14 protein-coding genes are annotated in these 18,263 nt (G+C 39.9%); 4 read left to right on the forward strand and 10 right to left on the reverse strand.

Going from position 1 to position 18,263, the window contains the following annotated elements; all coding sequences use genetic code 11:
* Positions 1–7: 7 nt before the first annotated feature.
* The 5 genes from pepN to FJ709_RS10650 form a co-directional block, all read right to left on the reverse strand.
* A complete protein-coding gene (gene pepN, locus FJ709_RS10630) occupies positions 8–2,566 on the reverse strand; it encodes an aminopeptidase N (RefSeq protein WP_226410038.1) in 2,559 nt (852 codons plus the stop codon).
* A 73-nt stretch (positions 2,567–2,639) separates the two neighbouring features.
* Positions 2,640–4,691: a carboxy terminal-processing peptidase gene (gene prc / locus FJ709_RS10635; RefSeq protein WP_226410039.1), complete on the reverse strand. Its 2,052-nt coding sequence runs from the start codon at positions 4,689–4,691 to the stop codon at positions 2,640–2,642.
* Between the two features lie 22 nt (positions 4,692–4,713).
* Positions 4,714–5,337, reverse strand: a complete 624-nt coding sequence (gene proQ, locus FJ709_RS10640) for an RNA chaperone ProQ (protein WP_226410040.1) — start codon at positions 5,335–5,337, stop codon at positions 4,714–4,716.
* A gap of 276 nt (positions 5,338–5,613) precedes the next feature.
* Positions 5,614–6,072: a GAF domain-containing protein gene (locus tag FJ709_RS10645; RefSeq protein ID WP_226410041.1), complete on the reverse strand. Its 459-nt coding sequence runs from the start codon at positions 6,070–6,072 to the stop codon at positions 5,614–5,616.
* Between the two features lie 75 nt (positions 6,073–6,147).
* Positions 6,148–6,432, reverse strand: coding sequence for a YebG family protein (locus FJ709_RS10650; RefSeq protein ID WP_226410042.1), 285 nt, complete (start codon positions 6,430–6,432; stop codon positions 6,148–6,150).
* Positions 6,433–6,615: 183 nt separating this feature from the next.
* Here FJ709_RS10650 and FJ709_RS10655 point away from each other — a divergent pair, with 183 nt between their 5' ends.
* The 4 genes from FJ709_RS10655 (at position 6,616) to can (ending at position 11,397) form a co-directional block, all read left to right on the forward strand.
* The gene (locus tag FJ709_RS10655) at positions 6,616–7,242 is read left to right on the forward strand and encodes a paraquat-inducible protein A (RefSeq protein ID WP_226410043.1); all 627 of its coding nucleotides are present in this window, start codon (positions 6,616–6,618) and stop codon (positions 7,240–7,242) included.
* Positions 7,243–7,330: 88 nt separating this feature from the next.
* Entirely contained in the window at positions 7,331–7,927 is a 597-nt protein-coding gene (locus tag FJ709_RS10660) for a paraquat-inducible protein A (RefSeq protein ID WP_226415933.1), read from the forward strand.
* The gene (locus tag FJ709_RS10665) at positions 7,914–10,589 is read left to right on the forward strand and encodes a PqiB family protein (protein WP_226410044.1); all 2,676 of its coding nucleotides are present in this window, start codon (positions 7,914–7,916) and stop codon (positions 10,587–10,589) included. The genes FJ709_RS10660 and FJ709_RS10665 overlap by 14 nt, the downstream gene beginning before the upstream one ends.
* A gap of 196 nt (positions 10,590–10,785) precedes the next feature.
* Positions 10,786–11,397 (forward strand): carbonate dehydratase, encoded by a 612-nt coding sequence (gene can, locus FJ709_RS10670; RefSeq protein ID WP_226410045.1) that lies wholly within the window; start codon positions 10,786–10,788, stop codon positions 11,395–11,397.
* Between the two features lie 442 nt (positions 11,398–11,839).
* Here can and serS read toward each other — a convergent pair whose 3' ends face one another.
* From serS to FJ709_RS10695, 5 genes are read right to left on the reverse strand one after another with little or no spacing between them, the layout of a single operon-like run.
* Entirely contained in the window at positions 11,840–13,126 is a 1,287-nt protein-coding gene (gene serS, locus FJ709_RS10675; protein WP_226410046.1) for a serine--tRNA ligase, read from the reverse strand.
* A gap of 18 nt (positions 13,127–13,144) precedes the next feature.
* Positions 13,145–13,519, reverse strand: a complete 375-nt coding sequence (crcB, locus tag FJ709_RS10680; RefSeq protein ID WP_226410047.1) for a fluoride efflux transporter CrcB — start codon at positions 13,517–13,519, stop codon at positions 13,145–13,147.
* On the reverse strand, positions 13,512–14,843 hold the full coding sequence (locus tag FJ709_RS10685) for a replication-associated recombination protein A (RefSeq protein ID WP_226410048.1): 1,332 nt from the start codon (positions 14,841–14,843) through the stop codon (positions 13,512–13,514). Before FJ709_RS10685 ends, crcB begins: the two co-directional genes overlap by 8 nt.
* A 6-nt stretch (positions 14,844–14,849) precedes the next feature.
* The gene (gene lolA / locus FJ709_RS10690) at positions 14,850–15,482 is read right to left on the reverse strand and encodes an outer membrane lipoprotein chaperone LolA (protein WP_226415935.1); all 633 of its coding nucleotides are present in this window, start codon (positions 15,480–15,482) and stop codon (positions 14,850–14,852) included.
* A gap of 20 nt (positions 15,483–15,502) precedes the next feature.
* On the reverse strand, positions 15,503–18,241 hold the full coding sequence (locus FJ709_RS10695) for a DNA translocase FtsK (RefSeq protein WP_226410049.1): 2,739 nt from the start codon (positions 18,239–18,241) through the stop codon (positions 15,503–15,505).
* Between the last annotated feature and the right edge of the window lie 22 nt (positions 18,242–18,263).

Genomic DNA, 18,263 nt, shown 5'->3' on the forward strand with positions numbered 1-18,263 from the left:
TTAGAGTTTAACTGAGCGCTTTATTCACCTTCTCGTAAAGGTCTTTAGATAAGTTAGGCAGATTCTGCAGCGTCATTAATGACTGTTTCATCATTTGCTGCCTGCCGTCATCATACTTCGCAAATTGGATCAAAGGCGTAATCATTCTTGATGCTACCTGCGGATTAGTCTTATTTAGCTTAATCAAAATGTCAGTTAAAAAAGTATAACCTGCGCCATCTTTGCGGTGGAATTGATAAGTATTACCAGAAACAAAAGCACCGATTAATGATCTAATACGATTCGGGTTACTAAAACTGAAGCTATTGTGATGCGTCAACTGCTTAATTGCGTCAATCACATTATCGGTATTGGATAATGCCTGTAACATAAACCACTTATCCATCACTAATGGTGTTGTGAGCCATGTAGATTCGAATGCCTCAAGTAACTCAGCTAAACAATCAAACTGTCCAACAGTTGCAGCTTTAAGAGCAGCAAGACTGTCTGTCATATTAATTGAGTGGTTAAATTGCTCAATTACTAATGGCTCATACTCTTGTGAAACACTCGCAAGCAATAACAATGATGCATTTTTAAATGCACGTTCTGCAGCGTTATCAATAACTGAGAGTTGTCTATATCTTGCTAGTAACTCATCTTGACAAGCTGATGCAATTTCTTCAACAACGAACTCTCTTGCCACTTGCAACGCATCTAAGTCAAGCTTATCAACCTGCTCGATCAGAGAGGATGCAGACGGTAGATTCAATATTTCAGCAACCAAAGCATGATCGAGTGCGGGGTCTAAAATTACACCTCGAAATGCCTCAATAACGCCAGCGTCAACAGACATGACTTGCTTATCTGTTAACAGTGAAACATTGTCCCAAACCGATTGACTAAATAATTGAACTGAGGCTTCCCAACGTGCCACCTCACTTGAAGCAAAGCGCATGATATGAACCAATTGTTCAACGTTAAATGCATACTGTAATTTCACAGGTGCTGAAAAGTCTTGCAAGAGAGAAGCAACTGGCTTCTCACTAAATCCTTCAAAGACAAATTGTTGAGAAGATTTTTTAACGTCCAGTACTTGATTGACAATTGAGCTACCGTCAAGATTAATTAACTCGATGCTAAAAGGAATATGTAGATTTTGACCTTTTATTCCCTGGCTTTCAACAGATTGTTTAATCGTTAAAGTGTATAAACCTGTTGTGTTATCAAATGTATCTTCAACCGCAACTACCGGGGTGCCTGCTTGGGTATACCAACGTCGGAACTGTTGTAAATCATTACCGCTGGCATCTTCCATTGCGTTGACAAAGTCATAACAGGTCACAGCTTGACCGTCATGACGGTCAAAATAACATTTCATTCCAGCTTGAAAACCTTGCTCGCCAAGAATGGTATGCATCATTCTAATCACTTCAGCACCTTTATTATAAACAGTCACTGTGTAGAAATTATTCATTTCTATTACAGATTCTGGTCGAATAGGATGAGACATAGGACCTGAGTCTTCAGCAAATTGCTGATTCTTCATAACCTTAATGGCCTGAATACGATTAACGGCACGTGAACCAATATCAGAGCTAAATTCTTGATCACGAAAAACAGTCAAGCCTTCTTTAAGGCTCAACTGAAACCAATCACGGCATGTCACACGGTTACCAGTCCAATTATGAAAATACTCATGCCCCACAACAGATTCGATGCCATGATAATCCTCATCAGTAGCACTCGCTTTGTCAGCAAGCACATATTTTGTGTTGAATACATTGAGACCTTTATTTTCCATTGCGCCCATGTTGAAGAAATCAACAGCAACAATCATATAAATATCAAGATCGTACTCTAACCCAAACCTGTCTTCATCCCACTTCATTGATTTTTTAAGTGATGCCATAGCGTGAGCAGATTTATGTAAATTACCTTTATCAACAAATACCTGTAACTTCACATCGCGGCCAGATTGAGTAATAAAGTGATCTTCAAGCATATCAAAATCACCTGCAACCAATGCAAACAAATAGCTTGGTTTTGGGAACGGGTCTTGCCAACGGACAAAGTGACGGCCAGAGCGCGGCATTTCGCCTGTTTCAATTAGGTTTCCATTGCTCAATAAATAAGGGAATTGAGCTTTATCAGCTTCGACTCGAACTGTGTAGGTCGCTAACACGTCCGGGCGGTCCAAGAAATAAGTAATACGTCTAAAGCCTTCTGCTTCACATTGTGTGCAATATGCTCCATCAGACATATATAATCCTTCAAGGCTGGTGTTTGCTTCAGGATCTAACGCGGTCGTAATTTCTAATTCAAACTCTGTCTCATCTGTAACAACCACTAATTGACTTTCAGTTTGACGATATTCACACGCTTTACCATTTAATTTCACCGAAACCAAGTTGAGCTGTTCACCATCTAATATCAAATCTAATTGGTGTGAGTTAGTGCGCGTTATCTTACTCAGTGCTATCACCTTAGTATTCTCACCATCTAAAATCACATTCAGATCAATATGACTAATAGTAAAAGTTGGTGCGGTATAATCTTTTAAATGCTTAACCTGAGCTTCAGACATTGTATTTCCTTGCATAATTTATATTTTTATAACAAAAAACGCGCAAATGCGCGTTTTTAATATATTTTTTTAGCTAGAGAGTTGGTGCTTTAGCTAACTTTTTCGCGTCTACCATATCCAGCATAATTAAGGCTGTTTCATCTAAGAATGGATCTGGGACTTTAGCATCTTTGTCGTCTTCAATATCATCTAAAGACTTAACCACCTGTAGCCCGTCGCTGACACGACGTTTATTAGTACGATCTAATGCACGTTTTTCATCGTCTTCACGTGATTTTATTCGTGTACTTTCCACTAAAGATATTGTTTTATCATTATGATGCTTTTTGAATTCTGCAATATCTTCATAGATATAGCCAAACTCTACGTCAGCACTTATACGCTGTCTATGCTTAGTATCAAGTTGAGTAACTAATTCAGGGAATATACTACCAAGTGCACCGTATTGAGCTACAGGAACCTTGTCCCAAGGCAGCGCATTTTTCTCTTCTGACTCACCATATTCACCGGCATCTAGTGCACTCGGGAACAAAATGTCAGGAGTCACGCCCTTAAGTTGGGTACTACCGCCATTAATACGATAAAACTTAGCAATGGTGTACTGTACATGGCCAATAGGCTTGTCATACATATCATAAATACGACCTAGGCTTTTATGCTGCTGAACCGTTCCCTTACCAAATGTTGATTCACCTACAATCAGTGCACGTTCGTAGTCTTGTAAAGCTGCAGCGAAAATTTCTGATGCTGATGCACTGTAGCGGTCAACCATCACTGAGAGTGGGCCGTCATAAGTACTTCTACCATCATTATCGCTATTTTGGTTTACTCGACCATTGGCATCACGAATTTGCACAACAGGTCCTGCATCGATAAACAATCCAGTGAGTAATGTGGCTTCAGTGAGGGCACCACCGCCATTACCACGTAAGTCAATAACCACACCTTCGACTTCAGCTTCTTTCAACTTCGCCAATTCTTTAGCTACATCTTCAGATAGGTTCATATAAAAGCCAGGAATTTGAATAACGCCGACTTTACGATGAGCAAACTCACCTGCGCTAGGCTCAATTACTTTAGAATTGGCTGCACGATCTTCTAAACGAATTTTGTCTCGAATAATGGTCACATCAAAAGGTTTAGCATTGGCGCCACCTTTTTTAGGCAAAATCTGCAGCACAACTTCACTGCCTTTAGGCCCTTTAATAAGCTCAACAACATCATCTAAACGCCAACCGATAACATCAACAATGTCTTTACCTTTTTGGCCAACACCAACGATTTTATCTTCCGGTGACAGCTTTTCACTTAATGCAGCTGGACCACCTGCAACCAAACTTTTAATGACGGTGTAGTCATCGTCCATTTGTAAAACAGCACCAATACCCTCAAGACTTAGGTTCATCTCCATTTGGAATCGCTCGGCATTGCGTGGCGATAAATAACTGGTGTGTGGTTCGACAGTTCTAGCAAAGGCATTCATAACAGTTTGAAATACATCTTCACTATTAGTTTGACTTAGACGTTTAATCGCATTGTCATATCGCTTGGTTAAGATTTCAACAATCTCATCCCATTTTTTGCCCGTTAACTTGAGATTTAACGCATCATATTTAACACGTTGACGCCATAACTCATTAAGCTCAGCGTCATCTTTTGGCCATGCTGCATCTTTACGATCGAATTCATAAGCGTCACCTTCTTTAGCAAAATCGAATTCTGCTTGTAACAAAGTCAAAGCATAGGCAAAACGCTCGTAACGACGAATCTGCAGTAAATCAAACATTTTATATGCAGGTGATATATCACCCGCTTTTACCATGTCATCAAACTGACTTTTATATTGGTCAAAGTTATTAATATCTGCTTGAGTCAATACATTGCGGCGATAATCGAGCTGCTCTAAAAATCGTGAGTATATCTGTTCTGAAAAAGCATCATCAAGGTCAAAACGATGATAATGCGCACGAGTAAACAAATTTGTCACTCGCTTGCTCGCAGCCTGATGTTGAGGCTCTTGGGCTAGTTTGGGTAACTCGCTGATTTGAATCGTTGGTGAAATTGCCCATGCAGAAAATCCGACGAATGCACAAGCAATTGACGCGGCCAATGTAAGTTTTCGCATCAACAAGTTACTCCTTTAAATTTTATAATAGTATGTGGGCTACACGTACTTTGATGCTCAAGCCAGAATCTAACTGAACATGGACATCTTCTTTCTTAATGTCGGTAATCGTTCCAGCAACTGGCGATGCACCTAATTTCACGTTTACACGTTGGTTGGTGGATAAATCTTCCATTTTTGCAGGTACTAGATTAACAACCGGCGCAGCCACTATAACTGGGCGCTCTTTTTTAGCTTCTGGACGAGCTTTGGGAACCGCTTTCTTAGCAGGTTTTTTAGCAGCAGGCTTGGGCGCTAGAGCTTGACGTTTAGCTTTGGCTTTATCTTGGCTCTCTTTCAACGTGGCTTGAGCATGATCAATATGCTCTTGCTCTAAGGCGCCACATTCATTGCCGTCTAAATCAACACGCTGCACACCAACTTTAACACCTTTAAGGTATCTCCAGCTGCTAGTGTAACGACGTAAAGCAACACGAAGTTGTGTTTTACTAACCCTAGAATCATCAGCTAACCGTTCAGCCAAATCTTGAAATAAACCAATTTTTAATGGCTTTGTGTCGCCCTCTGCAATAAAGCATGCAGGAAAGGTTTCATATAAAAACGCTAAAATTGCGTTGGTGTCGGTCAACTTGTCTGTTGATTCCATTTTTACTTCCACGTTAAATAAGGGGACTAAATCGGCAGATATAAATAAGCCTGTAGTCGTTCATCTTTTGCTAAGTTTTTCAGTTTACTGACACTTAGCCTACAAATTAGCATTAACAGCCGTTTTGCTAAAGCCTCTGAAACAAACTCTAACAAATTTTCAGCTATTTACACTAGCATCTATTTGGCTTTTCACAGATATGTGAATGCTCAAGCAGGCTATTATAAAGCTCACAGCAGCGATTGCGACAATCATTTACTATTTTTTGCCTGCAATTTAATCAAATAGGCAAGTTTCAAACTGTTTTACCAGTAATTCAATCCCATCTTGATCATCTTGGTCAAAACGATGGAGTGATGGGCTGTCTATATCAAGTACCGCAATGACCTTACCATTTTGGCGAACGGGTACAACGATTTCTGAATTACTAGCTGAATCACATGCAATATGTCCTTCAAACTGATGAACATCTGCTACTCTTTGGGTCTGATTTAGTGCAGCGGCCGTACCACAAACGCCTTTACCCCAAGGTATTCTGGTACAAGCTACTTTACCTTGAAACGGGCCAAGTACAAGTTGCTCACCTTTAGTAATATAGAAACCAGCCCAGTTTAAATCATCTAGATTGTCGTTTATTAATGCAGAAAAATTTGCCATTGCAGCAATAATATCGTCCTCACCTGCCATTAAGGCTTCCACTTGACGAGTTAACGTTCGATAAAACTCAACTTTCATTGTAATTCCTTGATCCCAAAATATTACTTTGACTAATTTAACCCATAGGTTAGCAGTAGTTTTTATTATTTGAAATTAATCTTGTTTAACGACCTTTTTCTTTTGCTTTGTTTCTGCAGGTGTAGCCGCTTTAACAACACCACGAAGCACATTGGCTAACTCGTCTTTATTATTCGCTAAATAGAAAGCGAGTTGTTCGCAGGTACTATCATCTAAATTAGCATCAGAAGCTGCTAGAAATGGTACTAAATTATCGACTATATCGAGCATTTTGTCGTAAGCATCGGCCTCTTTCTTCGATGTGAAAGTCATTTTCTCAACCCCTTCTCTTACCACGACAAATTGAGTAATCACTGCCATGAACGTATCTCCACTGTTTTTATATACAGTGCCAAGATTGACATAGTTAAAGGGTAATACGCAATAGTCATTAACATAATAATTGACTTGTTTTATGATTTTGTTCGATTTTGCTCATTAAATTTTTAAATGTCGTATAATATAAGCAGCTTAATGATAAGGAAAATTTAAATAATAAACATAATGCCAGAGCCTAAGCTATTTAAAGCAGTCATTCTTTGTCGCTCATGCGATTTAGTTATTCGTAAGCGCGCATTGCCTTCTAATGTCAGGGCGCTGTGTCCGCGATGCGATACAGCACTGTATGACACACCCTATTGCTCTATAAACGGTCTTTTAGCTTTATGTATCACTTCACTTATTTTATTTTTACCTGCTAATTTGTTACCTGTACTTGAAATTAACTTTTTAGGCAGTATTCGTACCACCACCGTTTTTGAATCTGCTGTAGCGGTATGGGAACAGGGATACTGGATTGTAGGTTTAGCCGTCATAGCATCTGCGGTTGCCGCGCCTGCGTTGTTAGTCTTATCTATTCTATTTCAAGTGTTAATTATAAAGTTTAATTTAACCTCTTCTTTTTGGCAGCAAACGTTCCGCAGCCTACTCAAAAATCATGGCTTGCTTTCTCAATTAACAATGCTTGAAATTTATGTGATTAGTTTTTTAGTCTCAGCATTTCAACTATCTGACTTTTCTGATGTTTATTTCGGCATGGGAACATTAAGCTTTTGTTTATTATTCTTATCTATCCTATTTTTACAGCGTGAATATAATCTTGAGCATATGTGGAGTTTTGTGAATGACTGATAATAATCAAGTCACTCATGCGACTTTGCCACAAGCAGAAGTTGAATCAGCTAATCAATTAACCTCTTTAGCGCCTCAGGGGCAGAAAATGGGGGTGTGTTTATGTCTGGTGTGCAAAAAAGTTAATCCGATAACTGAGCAAAATTGTAGTCGCTGTCATTCACGGTTGAATACCAGAAATTATGCTAGTATTCAACAAAGTTGGGCTTTATTGGTCACGGCAACCATTCTGCTGGTCCTCGCGAACATTTACCCCATTACCTTATTAACCAATCGTGGTGTAGTGACTAACGACACAATATTTAGCGGCATTGCACATCTTGTGCATTTAGGTCTTTACCCGATTGCCATCATAGTTTTTACTGCCAGTATTCTCGTACCTTGGCTTAAAATATGTGGATTAGGGCTGTATTTATGTGCCATCAGTTTTAATATTCCTATTTCTAAACGGAAAATGATGATCGGTTTTCACATAATTGAATGGATTGGGCGCTGGTCAATGTTAGATCTATTTGTTATCTCACTCACTGTGGCATTAGTGAATATGGGCCAACTATTAGATGCAAAACCCGCCCCTGCTGCAACTGCCTTTGCATTAGTAATATTACTCACACAACTCGCAGCAAAAGTGCTGGACACTCGCTTACTTTGGGACCGCTTGGAAACTCATAATGACGCAAATTGAATCGCCAAAAGTTGTAAAGAAAAAACTATTTTCTCCTATCTGGTTACTTCCTATTGTTGCTTTAGTACTTGGCGCTTGGCTTGGAATTAAAAGTATTAAAGAATCAGGTATAGAAATAAATATCCACTTTCCGAGTGCTGCAGGCATTGATATTGGTAAAACCTTAGTAAAATATCAAGGGTTAGCAGTGGGTAAAGTCACAGATGTCAGCATTGATGAAGATCTTAATGGCGTAAATGTAAAAGTCATTATGGATTATCGTGCAGATCCTTTTTTGAACAAAAACACCCAGTTTTGGTTAGTTAAACCCAAAGCCAGTATTACTGGTGTTGAAGGGCTTGAAACACTATTTTCGGGTAATTATATTGCCATTCAACCTGGAGATGGTAAATCACGCACTAATTTTGAAGCACAGCGAGAAGCACCAGCTATAACTCCTGGTAGTGAAGGTATGGTTATTGAGCTTCATACCGATAAACTTGGCTCTATTGATGTAGGTTCATCTATCTTTTATCGACAAATACCCGTTGGTAGTATTGTTGGTTATCGATTATCAGGTAGCTCAAATGTTATTATTAGCGCCTTTATTCAGGAGCAATATTCGCATTTAGTCCACTCTGACTCTCGCTTTTGGAATGCATCTGGCCTCAGTATTGATGCCTCATTATCTGGGGTCAAAATCAATACCGAAAGTCTTGCTTCAATTCTAGCGGGTGGCATTAGTTTTAATACCGGCAGTGAAACCACTCAAGCTGAGAATGGGGATATTTTTAGTTTATTTGAAGACGAAGAGCATGCCAATGGCGGTTTAGTGTTTAATCTGCACTTACTGAATGCCGAGGATATTAGCGAAAATGCGAGCTTGGTTTATAGGGGCGTTACTGTCGGTAAAGTTGAAAAACTTGCTTTAACTGACACAGGAGTATCGTTACAGGCTGCAATTGAATTGCAATATCGCTCATTATTAGCAGCGGATTCTCGATTTTGGATCGCCGGTGCGGACATTTCTTTTGCTGGAGTGAAGAATCTATCACGCCTAGTGACAGGCAATGTGATTAATATTTTACCTGGCACCTCCTCTGCAGCAATACCTTCAAGTTATCCGCTTGAAACTAAGGCCCCAGATCTACTAAAACAGCAGAAGTTATTAATAAACTTAACCTCAGACTCACACACTGGTATGAGTATTGGAGCCCAGGTCAGGTATAAACAACTACCAATAGGTAAAATTATTTCGACCCAATTGACTGAAGATTTTAGTGCGGTTAAGTATCAGGCTGAAATTTATCCCGAATTTAAATCACTTATTACTCAAGGAAGTTTTTTTGTAAGCGAACAGGCAATCAAATTAGACGCATCCTTAGATGGGGTTAAATTTGAAACACGTGATTTAACAACATTACTTGAAGGAGCAGTAACATTAGTCCCCAGTCATGCTAAGGAAACCGTCAAGTCAGGTAGTTCATTTACCATTTATACTAGTATTGATACAGCTCAGCAGTTATTTGCTGAACAACAAAAAATTAAATTGACTATTGTAAGCCAAGATGGAGCAGGCTTAAGTGAAGGTGCTCCAATTTATTACAAAAAAATGCCTATAGGCAAGATTACAAAAATGGAGTGGCAAGCAAAAGGAGATTTATTTGCATTGCATTTATCTATTGAGCAGCAGTTTAAGCAATTACTACAACCTAGGACGGTATTCTGGCGTAATGATGCTGTGACAGTGAATGCAAGTTTGGCTGGTGTCAAAATTGACGTTGCACCGCTTGCAGGGGCAATTAAAGGCAGTATTTCACTCGGTTTTATTGATGATGAGCTATTTCGAACAGTTGATACTAAAACGTTATCAACACAAGACAAGATAGTATTTAATAATCAACTTTTTGACAATCAACATTTAGCCTTAACTCAGGCCAAACCGATTTCTATTGTTCTACCGGCCAATGCTAAAATTGAATCTAACTCCCCTATCCGCTTTCGTGGTCATCAAATAGGTGAAGTGAAGCAGGTTAAGTTAGCCAAGGATTTATCTCAACAGCATGCCACGGCTTATTTATATGGAGAGTATGCTAAGCACTTTAGTAAACAAGATTCTGAATATTTTGTTGTTGAAGCACAAATCTCGCTTGCTGGTATAAAAAATGTTGATACGCTAATCACGGGTGCATATATTGGTGTATTGCCGGGGGCATCTAATATTACTAGCGACCAGTTTGAAGCAAAAATGGCTGTTCGCTATGATGCTAACCGCCCTAAAGATGCCGTTAGCTTTACCTTAATCGATAATCAATTGGGGTCAATTAAAGTCGGCACGCCTCTATTCTTCAGAGGTATAGCTATCGGCCAAATCGATGCTTACGAGCTATCAAGTACAGGCCAACAAGTCACTATGTTTACTCATATCCGTCAAGAGTATGCTCACCTTGTTAATACCAGCAGCCAGTTTTGGGATGCATCAGGAATTAAGCTTGAAGTAGGTATTTTTTCAGGAGCACAAATTGAAACAGGTTCTCTTGAAACTCTACTGTCAGGAGGAATTTCAGTAGCGACCAAGGACATCACAACTGATTTAAATAAGATTTCACCCTCAACTGAGTTTTTGCTACAAAACAGCATGGATAAAGAATGGCAAGAGTGGCGCCCAGCTCAAGATAAGTAAATCGGGCTTGTTATATTGTTTTAAAGGCGAAGTAATTATTTTACTTCGTCTTTTTTATAAATTAACAATTCTATCAATCAAACAGATTATTGGTTAATTGGATAGACCAGATTACCGTGCTTTACTGATATACTCGTTATAAAATTAAACCTAGGCATTCAGCATATCTATTATTAACAATGATATGTGACACTTTATGAAACTGCTAAAACCTTTATTTGATAATAATCGCCGCTGGGCTGAGCGTATTAATCAAGAAGATCCAACCTTTTTCCAAAAACTGGCCAATCAACAGAATCCTGAATACCTTTGGATTGGGTGTTCCGACAGCCGTGTTCCATCCAATCAAATTATTGATTTGATGCCGGGTGAAGTCTTTGTCCATCGTAATATTGCCAATATGGTAATCCATACCGATCTTAACTGTTTATCCGTCTTACAATATGCGGTGGACGTTTTAAAAGTTAAGCATATTATGGTCGTTGGGCATTATGGTTGTGGTGGTGTAAAGGCGGCTATGCAAAATCAACGTCTTGGTTTAATTGATAACTGGTTAGGGCATTTACGCGACATCCATCGTATTCATCAAGATGAATTAACCGGTTTAAATGAAACCGCGCGTTTTGACCGTCTTTGTGAACTAAACGTCATCGAGCAAGTGGCTAACGTTACCACATCCACAATAGTCCAGGAAGCTTGGGATAGAGGTCAAAATGTCTCTGTTCATGGCTGGATTTATGGAATTAATAATGGATTATTAACCGATTTAGGTGTGACGGCCGATCATGATACCGCATTAAGAACCTAGTTCACATTACCCTATTAGCAATCCGATTTTAATATAAGCACAATTTATATTCTTTATAAGTTACTCTTCACTGAATGCAACTTTAACAGAGTAACTTTCTAAAAAAGTCGATGCGTAGGATACAAAATCTTGTATGTATATGCCATTTTATAGTTTCTTACCTTGTCACTTCAGTTGAATATGTTAGTGAATAACAAAAAGCCTCATTGATTTATCAAAGAGGCTTTTATATTTCGGCTTTAAAGTTTGAAGCCATTTTCAATAACAATGAACAGTGCTTGAGCAAATTGAAACATTACTAACGCACCGAAAAACAACATCACTAACGAGTAAATTCTACTTTTATTATTATCATTACGCCTAGGCGCCATAGTCGTACTTTCCCAAGCACTTACCCTCAATAACCATGTCACTAATGATTACTGAGGATTAATTGTATCTGTTAACCAATAACGGCTAAACCACCCATATATGGACGCAATACTGCAGGCACTGTAATAGTACCATCTGCATTTTGATAATTTTCTAATACTGCCACTAAAGTACGTCCAACCGCTAAACCAGACCCATTTAATGTATGTAATAAGGCAGGCTTATTATCCACTTTATTACGATATCTAGCCTGCATTCGACGGGCTTGGAAGTCCTTCATATTTGAACAAGAAGAAATCTCGCGATAAGTATTTTGTGCAGGTAACCACACTTCAATGTCGAATGTTTTACTTGCGCCAAAGCCCATGTCACCAGTACACAATATAACTGTACGGTAAGGTAGTTCGAGCGCTTCTAAAATACTTTCAGCATGTTTAGTTAACTCATCTAATGCGGCCATTGAATGGTCTGGGTGAACAATTTGCACTAATTCAACTTTATCAAATTGGTGCTGACGAATTAAACCTCGGGTATCACGACCGTATGAGCCTGCTTCACTTCTGAAACACGCTGTTAAAGCCGTCATTTTTATCGGTAATTCGGCTTCATCAACAATCGTGTCACGCACCAAGTTAGTTAGCGGGACTTCGGCTGTTGGGATCAAAGATAAGCTTTGTGCTTCTTCAGTTGCAGGCTTGGTGTGAAATAAATCTTCACCAAACTTAGGTAACTGGCCTGTGCCTAATAAGCTGTCTTCGTTGACCAATAACGGTACATATGTTTCGATATATCCATGCTCATTGGTGTGTAGATCTAGCATAAATTGACCTAGAGCACGATTTAAACGGGCTATTTGACCACGCATGATAATAAAACGTGAACCGGTAATTTTAACCGCACTTTTAAAATCTAACCCGCCTAATGACTCACCTAAATCAATGTGGTCTTTTATCTCAAAATCAAAAACGTTAGGTGTACCCCAACGTCTAACCTCAAGGTTATCGTTTTCATCTGCACCATGTGGAACAGCATCATCAGGTAAGTTAGGTAAGCTCATTGCAATTAAGTTTAACTCTTGCAATAACGCGGTTAGTTCCGTTTTCTTAGCGTCTAACTGGGCACCTAAATCACCTACTTGCGCCATGATCGAACTGGTATCTTCACCACGAGCTTTTGCTTGACCTATCGACTTAGACATCGCGTTACGAGAAGCTTGTAGCTCTTCTGTTTCAACTTGTAGCGTTTTCCGCTTATCTTCTAATGTGGATAGGTGTTTTACATCTAAAGTAAAACCTCGGGTAGCTAATCGCTCAGCTGTGACTTCTAGTTCGTTACGCAAAAATTTTGGATCTAGCATGTTGTTAGTTCTTTTTAGTTAAACGCGTGAAAAAATCAGTTGCTGACCTAAATACACCATGAATAAACACAGTGATACATTCAGCAACACATTAAGCATACTTTTAAACCATAAACCCTGCTGCATCAGCAATAAGGTTTCATTGGAGAAAGTAGAAAAGGTAGTTAATGCCCCAAGTAAGCCGACACCAACGAGTGACTTTACCTCAGGACTTAAATGGCTTAGCTGCCCAAGGGCATAAACTATTCCCATTAAAAACGATCCTAATACATTGACCAACAGTGTACCAAAAGGAAAACTGCTTCCAAATACTTGGATCATAAAAATTGAAATAAGATAGCGTAAAACAGCACCAATTGACCCACCTAACGCCACGAAAAGAATATTAGTCATAACGTTTACGCCCACTTTGATAATTTCGCTGCTCAAGACTGGCTAATTTATCTTGGATGCGTTTTTCAAAACCGCGGTCTGTAGGTTGATAAAAATGGCTGTTGTGCAAAGATTGAGGCAAATAATTCTCGCCCGCAGCAAATGCACCAGGCTCATCATGGGCATAGCGATATTCTTCGCCAAAACCAATATTTTTCATTAATTGAGTCGGAGCATTACGCAAATGGTTGGGCACAGGTTCATGGCCAGTTTGTTTTGCAAGCTCTCTGGCTTGTTTAAATGCGGTGTAAACAGCATTACTTTTAGGCGCGCTGGCTAAATAAAGTACCGCTTGGGCTATAGCACGCTCTCCTTCAGCAGGGCCTAAGCGATGAAAGCAATCCCATGCATTTAACGCAACTGTCATTGCCATAGGATCGGCATTACCAATATCCTCAGATGCAATAGCAAGAAGACGCCTAGCGACATATAAAGGGTCGCCGCCGCCCTCAAGAATACGACAAAACCAATATAAAGCAGCATCTGGTGCTGAGCCACGAACAGATTTATGTACTGCAGAAATTAAATCGTAAAATTGATCGCCATTTTTGTCATACCCTGCCACTTGATGGCCGGCAACTTGGGTGAGCATATCAAGAGTAAATTCGCCCTTATCTGCAACTAAATCACTCATTAACTCAATTAAGTTAAGCGCTTTTCGGGCATCGCCATCACATATTTGAGCCAGTGATTTAGCGACCTTATTAGATAATTGAAGCTGCCTTTTACCCAATCCACGCTCATCATCCATTAATGCTTGCTGAGCTATTTGAATAATCTCGTCATCGGCTAACCGATTAATAAGATAAACGCGCGCGCGTGATAATAAAGCATTATTGATTTCAAAAGAGGGATTTTCAGTGGTTGCCCCAATAAAAATCACCGTACCATCTTCAATAAAAGGTAAAAATGCATCTTGCTGACTTTTATTGAATCGATGTACTTCATCAACAAACAACAATGTGCGTTGACCACGACTTTGAGCAATTGCTTTGGCTTGCTCAATAGCAGCACGGATGTCTTTTACACCTGATGTCACCGCAGAAATACGTTCAACGTGGGCATTAGCATAATGGGCAATAATTTCGGCCAAGGTGGTTTTACCGGTTCCGGGTGGCCCCCACAACAACATTGAATGGGCACGATTAGCCTCTAATGCTTTACGTAAGGGTTGCCCTTCACCTAATAGATGTTTTTGACCTATGTATTCGCTAATTTCACGCGGCCGCATTCTCGCCGCAAGAGGGCGAAAATCAGGGGCGAAATCAAAACCGAGATTTGCCACCTTAAGTTATTGGATCTGCTTTAAACGTTGATCGTCAATATCAACATTTTCAGGAATGGCAAACTTAAATAATGTTTTTTCAGATGGCGAAACAGGACGTTGCTCTGTCAGCATAAACTGACTTAAATTGCCTTGCTCATCGGTTAAATCAAACGCCGACAGTTGCTTACCTTTAAAACACACAGCAACCGCCACAACATTACCACGGGCTTCTTTAGGTGAAATATTAAAACAATTAGCTTTGTTACCCGCCTTAGCCACATTATATTGCGACCATGTAGCTTCATCACGATGAACTAACAGCGCTATCGGTGAAGCATCGACCGCTTGTGATACATCCATCACAGTGACTTCTTCTGCAAATGGATTATATATCCATACACTGAGGCCATCGGCTACAATCAATGATTCATCAGGTTCAGTTAAGTGCCAATAAAATTTATTCGGGTAAGACAAAGCGAAAATACCGCTACCAGATTGAATAAGCTTTTGATTTACATCAGTTACTTTCTGTTCAAACTTAGCGTGTAAGTTGTCAATATTAGTGAGCTTGGCTCGCAGTGCATTGGCATCGTCAGCCATTACACTGTGGCTGCTTAATAAAGCCATTACTGTCGCTGCAATCATGGTCGTGCGCATAAATAGCATACAAATTCCTACTAATTTCTTGGTGGCGGTGGCGCCAATACTTCACGATTTCCGTTATGCCCTTGCGAGCTAACAATCCCTTGCGCTTCCATTGATTCAATAATTCGTGCTGCTCGGTTATAACCAATTTTGAATTTACGTTGCACACTTGAAATAGACCCTCGTCGAGTTTCTGTGACAAACGCAACCGCATCATCATAAAGTGCATCTAACTCATCATCTGAGTCACCGGTCTCACCAGGTAAAAGCACTTGTTCTCCATCTGAGATACCGTTCAAAATTTCTTGAACATATTGAGGCTTACCACGCTCGCACCAATCGGCAACCACTTTATGAACTTCATGATCATCAATAAAAGCACCATGGACGCGATTTGGTACACTTGTACCTGGCGGTAGATATAACATGTCGCCCATACCCAATAAGGTTTCAGCGCCTTGTTGATCTAAAATGGTTCTAGAGTCGATTCGAGACGATACCTGGAATGCGATTCGAGTGGGTATATTAGCTTTAATCAAACCAGTAATAACATCTACCGATGGGCGCTGGGTGGCCAAAATAAGATGAATACCGGCAGCTCGAGCTTTCTGGGCTATACGAGCAATCAGTTCTTCCACTTTTTTACCCACTATCATAATCATATCGGCAAATTCATCGACCACAACTACAATTGCAGGTAATTTATCTAATGGCGGAGCTTCATCCAGCATGCTTTCAGACTGCTTCCAAAGCGGATCCGGAATATATTCCCCTCTGGCTGCGGCTTCTTTAATTTTGATGTTGTAACCTTTTAAATTACGCACCCCTAAAGCCGACATCAATTTATAACGACGTTCCATTTCGCCCACACACCAACGCAGTGCATTGGCGGCTTCTTTCATATCGGTTACCACTTCACACAGTAAGTGTGGGATGCCTTCATAAACTGACAATTCAAGCATCTTAGGATCGATCATAATAAAGCGCACGTCATCAGGACCAGACTTATACAATAAGCTGGTGATCATCACGTTTACGCCTACTGATTTACCCGAGCCTGTGGTACCCGCTACCAATAAGTGTGGCATCTTACCTAAATCGACAATGACAGGCTCGCCGGAAATATCCTGGCCGAGCACCATAGATAAGGTTGATTTACTGTCTCTAAAAGCATCGCTGTCTAATACATCTCGCATGTACACAGTTTCACGGAACTTGTTAGGTAACTCTATACCGACATAGGCTTTACCTGGAATAACTTCCACAACACGGACATTTTCTGACAATAATGAGCGCGCTAAATCTTTTGACAAATTAGTGATTTTTGAGGCCTTCACTCCCGGTGCAAGTTCGAGTTCAAAACGTGTCACAACAGGGCCAGGATACACACCTACAACGTTAGCGATAATATTAAAATCGGCTAACTTCATTTCCACTAATCGCGCAACTTGCTCTAATTCTTCTTCACTAATCGGGTTTTTCTTTCTATCTGGCACATCTAATAAACTGATACTGGGCAATAAAGTCATCGGTTTTTTGGCTTGTTGAAGTGTTTGACCATCAATAAGCACAATGCCATCTACAATTTTGGCTTCTTTTTTAGGTTGCTGTTGAGCAACTAACGCACCAGTAGAATGTACTGGTGTAAATTCGATGTCATCATTAGATTCATCTAAATCATCGTCAAGATCATCATCCAAATCATCAATAGCCGAAAAACTCGGGGTTCTGACTTCATCGTCTTCAGACCAAGAGGTAAAAGACGGGTCTAAATCATTAATGTCCTGTTGGAACATTTTAGGTTCCAAGCGTTCATCATCGTCATCTTCATTTATTTCAGACTCAACTTTAGGCTCAAGCGGCTCAGGTTTTATTTTACGACTAAAAATACTGCGCTTTTTCTCTATTGTTGGTGTTGGACTATCTTCATCAGTTGATGACTTGTCAGCATCAAATACGTTAGAAGTTTTTTGATTTAATTCAGAATGTGATTTATCTGCTTTAAGTAAACTTTGGATATTTCGTGATGAAGCGGTTTTCTTTTCATCAACATTAGCGGTAAAAGAATGTGACAACTCATCGTCAAACCCACTGTCACGGCGTTGCTTAAACTTATCTACAACAGACATAAAACCACGTGTATCTTCGGTTTCACGTTCACGTTTGAACACTTTCGGTAATTGCCATATCTTCTTTACTAACCAAATAACGCCACGGCCAAGCAATTCAATAATCGTTAGCCAGCTAATTCCTGTGGCGAGGGTAAATCCCGCACCGATAAAACACAGTAATAATAACGTGGTACCTAATATACTAAAATAAGGCAGCATGGCTTGACTAATGACATCACCCGCGACTCCACCGGCAGAAAAGACATAAATGTCATCGACATTCATGCTCACCATAGCAGCAAGCGCGAGTACCATTAACATGAAACCAATAATACGCAAACCTACTGAAAAATAATCCACCTCAAGCAATCTATGCGAGCGGTTAAAAAAGAACCATCCGGTGGCAGCAATAATGACCGGAATGGTGTAGGCGATAAAACCAAAAAAATAAAATAAAACATCAGCAGTCCATGCGCCAACAGCGCCGGTCCAATTGTGTATTTCACCTTGAAAATGCGATTGACTCCAACCCGGATCATTCGGGCTAAAGCTAGACAACGCCAACAGAATGTAGGTGGCGACCATACAGCAAAGAATTAAACCGCCTTCAAGCAGTCGCTGCAGTCCACTGAGTGTTTTTAAATTGTTTCCCTGAGTCAAAGGAATCATCCATAAAAAATTA

Origin of the sequence: Shewanella glacialimarina (assembly GCF_020511155.1) — a bacterium.
GTDB classification, from domain to species: domain Bacteria; phylum Pseudomonadota; class Gammaproteobacteria; order Enterobacterales; family Shewanellaceae; genus Shewanella; species Shewanella glacialimarina.